This window comes from uncultured Cyclobacterium sp., assembly GCF_963976465.1.
Classification (GTDB): domain Bacteria; phylum Bacteroidota; class Bacteroidia; order Cytophagales; family Cyclobacteriaceae; genus Cyclobacterium.
This window is the reverse complement of record NZ_CAXBOC010000301.1, coordinates 1-7085: the sequence shown is the minus strand read 5'-3', so window position 1 is coordinate 7085 and position 7085 is coordinate 1. Positions and strand designations below refer to the sequence as shown.

General features: G+C 38.9%; 6 protein-coding genes. All 6 read right to left on the bottom strand.

Features of this window, described 5'->3' with window-relative positions:
* Window positions 1–164 precede the first annotated feature (164 nt).
* The gene (locus tag AAC037_RS16070; protein ID WP_339903959.1) at window positions 165–1583 is read right to left on the bottom strand and encodes a Glu/Leu/Phe/Val dehydrogenase; all 1419 of its coding nucleotides are present in this window, start codon (window positions 1581–1583) and stop codon (window positions 165–167) included.
* Between the two features lie 137 nt (window positions 1584–1720).
* Complete coding sequence (locus tag AAC037_RS16065; RefSeq protein WP_339903957.1) at window positions 1721–3199, bottom strand: sulfatase; 1479 nt, start codon at window positions 3197–3199, stop codon at window positions 1721–1723.
* 140 nt (window positions 3200–3339) lie between these two features.
* The gene (locus AAC037_RS16060; protein ID WP_339903955.1) at window positions 3340–3768 is read right to left on the bottom strand and encodes a response regulator; all 429 of its coding nucleotides are present in this window, start codon (window positions 3766–3768) and stop codon (window positions 3340–3342) included.
* Between the two features lie 358 nt (window positions 3769–4126).
* Window positions 4127–5083, bottom strand: a complete 957-nt coding sequence (locus tag AAC037_RS16055) for an aldo/keto reductase (RefSeq protein WP_339903954.1) — start codon at window positions 5081–5083, stop codon at window positions 4127–4129.
* Window positions 5084–5115: 32 nt separating this feature from the next.
* Complete coding sequence (locus AAC037_RS16050) at window positions 5116–6072, bottom strand: aldo/keto reductase (protein WP_339903952.1); 957 nt, start codon at window positions 6070–6072, stop codon at window positions 5116–5118.
* Window positions 6073–6191: 119 nt separating this feature from the next.
* On the bottom strand, window positions 6192–7085 hold an 894-nt coding region (locus tag AAC037_RS16045), incomplete at its 5' end, for a DUF1501 domain-containing protein (RefSeq protein WP_339903951.1).

Genomic DNA, 7085 nt, shown 5'->3' with positions numbered 1-7085 from the left:
CAAATGTTATTAGTTTCATAGTTGAAAATTGATGAAGTCAGGAAAAAAACCGAGCCCCATTTTTTATGAATCACTCCCATAAAGAATATCGGGGCTTATTTGAAGCGCCAACTTATGGCCTTGCCCATAAGAGCTCACATTCCAATTTTCGCATCGACTTGTACTTAAGGAAAAATACCCAAGTCGGTATAAGAAATGGCTATTCTTTCGAGGGCCACAATAAATCCTGCTGTTCTTAGGTCTTTGATCCCTTTTTCCTTACGCACACTGTTCATATGGTGGTAAGCGGTTACCATTGTTTCTTCGAGTCCTGAGTTAACCAAATCCCGCTCACTTGCTCCTTTGATTATTACTCTTTTCTGCTCATCACTGAATGAATCTCCGGTTGCCTTTTCAATGCCTTCTAGGAGTTCATCATACTTTTTCATATCGTACCTTTTCTCCAATTTCCCAAAAGATACCCTTGAAAGGTTTTTCAACCACTCAAAATAAGAGACAGTAACTCCTCCTGCATTGAGGTACATGTCTGGAATAATCATGATTCCTTTCTCCAGCAATATGGTATTGGCCTCTTGTGTTACGGGGCCATTCGCAGCCTCAGCTATTAGTTTGGCTTGAATCTCATGGGCATTTTCTGAAGTGATTTGGTTTTCCAAAGCTGCAGGGATCAAAATATCACAAGGTTTGGTTAAAAGAGAATTGGCATTCTCAATAAATTCACCTTTATCATACCCTTTAAAACTTTTATTTTCTAATTGATAGGCTTTAATTTGATCGATATCTATGCCATTTTCATCCCAAATTCCACCATTATATTCCGCTATACCAATAATCTTAGCACCGGCTTCTGAAAGATATTTGGCGGAATAAAAGCCTACATTCCCCAAGCCCTGCAATACAACGGTCTTTCCTTTCAAACCAACTTGTAATCCCAGTTCATCCATGTCTTCTCTGACACTCACAGCCTCTCGAATCCCTATGTAAACTCCCATACCTGTGGCTTCTGTTCTACCTTCTATACCATGCTGAGAGAGCGGTTTACCGGTAACACAACCCTTGGCATTAATCACTTCAGGGTTAAAAGCTTCAAAAGTATCTACTATCCAAGCCATCTCTTGACTGCTTGTGCCATAATCGGGGGCAGGTACATCTATGGCTGGGCCGATAAACTTCTTTTTAATTAACTCAGAAGTATACCTTCTAGTAATTTTTTCCAATTGGTCACGTGTATACTTCTTGTGGTCTATCCTCACACCACCTTTGGCCCCACCATAAGGAATATTTACCAAGGCACACTTATAGGTCATCAATGCTGCAAGTCCTTTGACCTCTTCTTCGTTCACAAAACTGCTATACCGAATACCACCTTTTACAGGCAATTTATGATGGGAATGCTGAACCCTATACCCTTCTATAACTTGATAGGTCCCATCACCATTCCTAAGCGGAAAATTAAATTTATAAATGCTATTGCATAATTTTATCTGGTCCAACAAGCCCGGATGTATGTCCATATGGCTGGCTGCATGATCTACCACTTTATTTACATCATCAAATAGACTGTATTCTGCTTTTGCATTCATAAACCTAGTATTTATTCTTTTAAACAAAATTTTCAGATACCTGACCGCAAGGTCTATGCCTAAAATGACAAGCTAATGATCCGTTAATCATGTACCCCCCATCATTGCTACATTATTAAAGAATCCATTGATAATTATTACTTATAAGAATCGAAATTCTTTGCCAAGCGAACATTTTGTCCCACTCTTTGTTGCAATGCGTCTCCCATATCCTCCCTTGCTTTTTCAGCCAAAGCTTGCAACTTATCTACCACCTCAGCATGGTCTTCAATAACATTATTACGCTCTGATGGATCATTTTCTAAATCATACAACTCCATTTCTTCCAATGTTAACATCTCGTATTTACCGGGTATTCCATTGGTAGGCTTTACAAAATCATCAGGAAGCGTCCGGTACCTGTGCGGGAAATACAACTTCCATTTACCAGAGATAACGGCTTGCAATTCGTTTTTGTTATAATAAATATAATAGGCCTCCTGAGGTGATTCAGCTCCCTCTTCCATACTTATCAAAGGCCAAATATTTTTTCCATCAATGGTTTTCTCAGGCAAAGGAGCACCCACAATATGAGCAATGGTAGGTAATAGGTCTATGGTCATGGCTATTTTATCTTGAACTTGCCCTTTAGGAATTTTCCCTTTCCATTGCATTAATGCCGGAACACGTATTCCTCCTTCCCAAGAAGTTCCTTTTCCTTCTTTATAAATACCTGTACTACCCGCATGGGTTCCATAAGAAAGCCATGGGCCATTGTCTGAAGTAAAGACGACCAAGGTATTTTCTTCCAAGCCATTTTTCTTTAATGCTTCCATAACCTGTCCTACTGACCAGTCTATTTCCATGATTACATCTCCATAAATTCCTGCCTCAGACTTCCCTTTAAATTTATCAGATACATATAGGGGTACATGAGGCATATTGTGAGCCAAATAAAGAAAGAATGGTTGATGGCTATTCCTGTCAATAAAATCAACAGCCTTTTCTGTATACCAGGTTGTCAGCATGCGCTGTTCTGTCAAGGTATCTATAATTGTTTCATTTTGATACAATGGAAGCGGAGGATAATTATCCGGTCTTTCGGGGTGGTAAGGCCACATATCATTAGAATAAGGAAGCCCGAAAAACTCATCAAAACCCTGCTTAGTGGGTAAAAATGGTTCAAGGTGTCCCAAATGCCACTTGCCTACTATTCCGGTGGCATACCCTTTAGGTTTGAGTACCTCTGCAATGGTGGTCTCCTCCGGTGACAAACCATGCTTGCTGCGATCTGAAAGGGCTCCAAAAATACCTAGGCGATTGGAGTAACAACCGGTAAGGATAGAAGCCCTAGAGGCAGAACATACTGCATTGGATACATGAAAGTTGGTAAACTGAACCCCATTTTTTGCCATAAGATCCAAGTTTGGTGTCTCAATATTTTTCGCACCAAAAACCCCTACATCTTCATAACCCTGGTCATCTGTGAAAATAATTACAATATTGGGTAGGTTTGGCGCAGGCTGCTGCTCTTTTTTTACAGGACTGTTGCTTGTACAACTAGCAATTGTAACATCTATACATGCGATAAATAAAAATTCCATTCTAACAAATGGCTTCATAAAGTGTGTATACATTCTTATCCAATTTATTTCGGACAGAATATACCTATATCCATGCATTTAACAAATAAGAATTATGTAATTCTAGTCTATCTTAAGGTAAGAAAAGAGCAGCTTTTCGTTCAATTTAATCTTAAAGTAAAAAAACTCAAAAATTAATTTACAGGTAAGGAAGCGGTCTCAAACCAATAATTCTGTATGGATGCAATGACCTTTAAAAAATCAGCAACCTCCGCAGGTTTAGTAATGTAGCAATTGGCATAATTCTCATAAGATAAATCAATATCCGTTTTGGAACTTGAAGTTGACAGAATTACAACAGGGATTTTTCTATAGCTATGGTGTTGTTTAAGTTCATACAGCACTTCATGACCACTTTTTCTTGGAAGGTTTATATCAAGAATAATCAAATCAGGGGTGTTTTCTTGCTCAAAACCATTGGTTTTAAAAACAAAATCCAAAGCCTCTTGTCCATCACGTGCAATACTTATTTTGTTATTTAAATCACTTTCATTTAATGCTTCTAGCGTTAAAAAAATATCACCTTCATTGTCTTCTACCAATAAAATATGTGCTGATTTCATTGTATCTATTGTATTAAAATATAAATTTCCCCAATTCTTATTTACTATTTTTCGGGTTTAGGAATTTACCCTAACAGGTTTGTTTAAAATCAATCAATAGCGTAATTTTTCTTCCTGTTTTAGGAAATCACCTACTTGTATTTGTTTTAGTAAAGAAAGATTTATTTCAGTTACAATTTATCCGAATAAGTATTTAAACACCACCACCTTATTCAAATGATGTTTTGAACGATAATTTAAATAACTAACCTTTACTGTTAGATTGTGAGCCTAAATTAACCACAAATTAAAACCTTTCTATTTAAATTAAAAATTTAATCATCTTTTTAATTGTGTTGATTTTAATAAGGTTGTTGCTTTAACTCTCCCAAAGGTCCGATTGTTCAAAAGGACTACCGGGGACCTCCGTAAAAAATGTACCATCTATATATCTGTGGCGCCCTTCGATGGATTCTATACTTTTTAAATCATCTGCAGAGAGCTCAATATCCTTTGATTTTAGGTTGGCCGTAATTCTTTCCTTATTTGCTGATTTTGGAATCACAGCAATGTCTCTATGCAATGACCAAGCGATAAGAATTTGTGCTACAGAACAAGTGTACTTTTCGGCCAGTTCTTTAAAAACATTATGCTCCATTAATATTGGATCACTATCTTTTTGTCTGGCCTTTGGTCTGTCTGCTGAGCCTAAAGGAGAATAAGCCGTAACATTTATCCCATTTTGCTTGCAATAATCCACCAGTCCATTTTGGGGTAAATAAGGATGAAGCTCTATCTGATTCATCTCAGGTGTGATGCTGCAATTGAGTTGAACTTCTTTAAGTTTTGCTATATTAAAGTTGGACACCCCAATATGTCTGGTTAGGCCTTTTTCCTTTAATGCTTCCATTCCCTTCCAGGTTTCAGAAAGGGGAACGGTTTTGTAATCAAGAAAATCTTCTCCACTACTAGGGAAAGTTACCCCCGCCTTTAAGGATATCGGCCAGTGGATTAAGTAAAGGTCCAGATAATCCAACTGCAAATCTGCCAAAGTCTGCTGAATACCTCCTTCCACTTTGGCCAACTCATGGGCATTGTTCCAAAGCTTGGAGGTTATCCAAAGCTCTTCTCTTTTGACAAGCCCCTCTTTAAAGGCTTTCTGTAAAGCATCTCCCACCTCTTTTTCATTTTGGTAGATAGCTGCACAATCAATATGCCTATAACCTGCCTCAATAGCCCAGAGCACAGCTTGATAAACTTCACCGGGTCCGGATTTCCAGGTTCCCAAGCCCAGCATGGGCATTTTATCTTGGTTTTTAAATGTAATGTATTTCATGCGTTATTTTTTAATTAAAATGAAGGTTTAAATTATAGACATTCTTCCCAAATGTCAGAAAAATCATAAGGACTGATTTCCCCCACCCAAGCACTGCCATGCGTATACCGATACGGGCCGCCTAGATTACTAATCATTTTCATATCTTCTTGGTCCAGAGTCAAATTGCCAGCAGAAAAATTCTCTTCTATTCGCTTAAAATTAACAGATTTGGGCACTACCGATACTCCTTTCTCTATGGCCCAGGCAAGTACTACCTGAGCCACTGTCGCTGAATGTTTCTTGGCGATCTCTTGCAATGTTTTGTTTTCAAGCAAAATAGGGTGATCCACTTCATTATCCGCAACCCTATAGGCTGCTCCAAGAGGGCCATACCCTGTAATGTAGATACCATTTTTGTCACAATATTCTTTTAGCTTCTCTTGAGGCAAATAAGGATGAAACTCAATTTGATTCACCGTAGGCATAATGGAAGCATTTTTCTTCAATGATTCAATTTTTGCGGAATTGAAGTTGGAAACTCCAATTTGGCGGGTTAAACCTTGGTTGTGCAACTTTTCCATTTCAGCCCAAGTATCTGCCAAAGGGGCCTCTTCTTTGGTTAGAAAATCATCAGGATCAGAGGGTAAGCCCACACCTTTTTTTAATGCCACTGGCCAGTGAACCAAATACAAATCAAGGTAATCCAATTGTAAATCCTTTAAGCTATTTTGAATGGCAGGTAGCACATCTTGAGGCAGGTGAGCATCATTCCATAATTTGGAAGTGATCCATAAGTCTTCTCTTTTTACCATCCCTTTAGCAATGGCGTCGCTGATAGCTTGACCTATTTCAACTTCATTTTTATAAACATAGGCACAATCAATGTGCCGATACCCTACCTTTATGGCATGCAACACTGCTTTATAGACTTCATTTGGTTTGGATTTCCAAGTTCCGAGCCCGAGGGTTGGCATTTTGTCCCCGTTTTCAAATATTAAGTTTTTCATTTTAATAAATTATATTTTGGTAGCAGATGATTGACCTCTTGATCTCACCTCTTTATATTGGTTTTCATCAAGCAAAGTTAAAAAACACTGCGTCTTTTACAGGATTTAAGGGCAATTGATCAAACCAATAATTCTTTGATTACGCGACCGGAGACATCAGTAAGCCTGAATTTTCGTCCTAGATGCCTATAAGTCAACCGCTCATGATCCAACCCAAGCTGATGCAATACTGTGGCTTGAAAATCGTGTACGTGCACCGGATTTTCTGTGATATTGTAACCCAATTCATCTGTTTCTCCATAAACAATACCAGGTTTTATTCCTCCACCGGCCATCCAAATGCTAAAACACCTGGGATGGTGGTCTCTCCCGTAATTGTCTTGGGTTAATCGACCTTGTGAATAATTTGTCCGACCAAATTCTCCTCCCCATATCACTAAGGTTTCGTCAAGCAGTCCTCGCTGTTTTAAGTCTTTTACCAAAGCTGCAGAAGCTTGATCCACATCTTTTGCCTGAACGGTCATTTCATTGGGAAGGTTTCCATGTTGATCCCAACCTTGGTGATAAAGCTGTACAAATCGCACGCCAGACTCTGAAAGCTTACGTGCCAACAAACAATTGGCCGCAAAAGTCCCCGGTTTACGGCTGTTTTCACCATACATTTCAAAAACACTATCCGGCTCCTTGGTCAAGTCAGTGGCTTCAGGAACAGCTGTCTGCATTCTATAGGCCAGTTCATATTGGGCTACTTTGGCCTGAATCTCCGGGTCTCCAATTTTTTCATAGGCATGGTGATTCAGAGCTGCTAAGTTGTCGAGCATTTTTCTCCTGTCGGCCTTGGTCATTCCATCCTGATCACTTAGATAAAGTACGGGATCTTCCCCGTTGCTAAATTGCACACCCTGATGTGCAGAGGGTAAGAAACCATTGCTCCAAAGTTTGGAGTATACCCCTTGCCCATTTCCTTCACCTTTTGATAATAATACGGTAAATGCCGGTAGATTATTATTTTC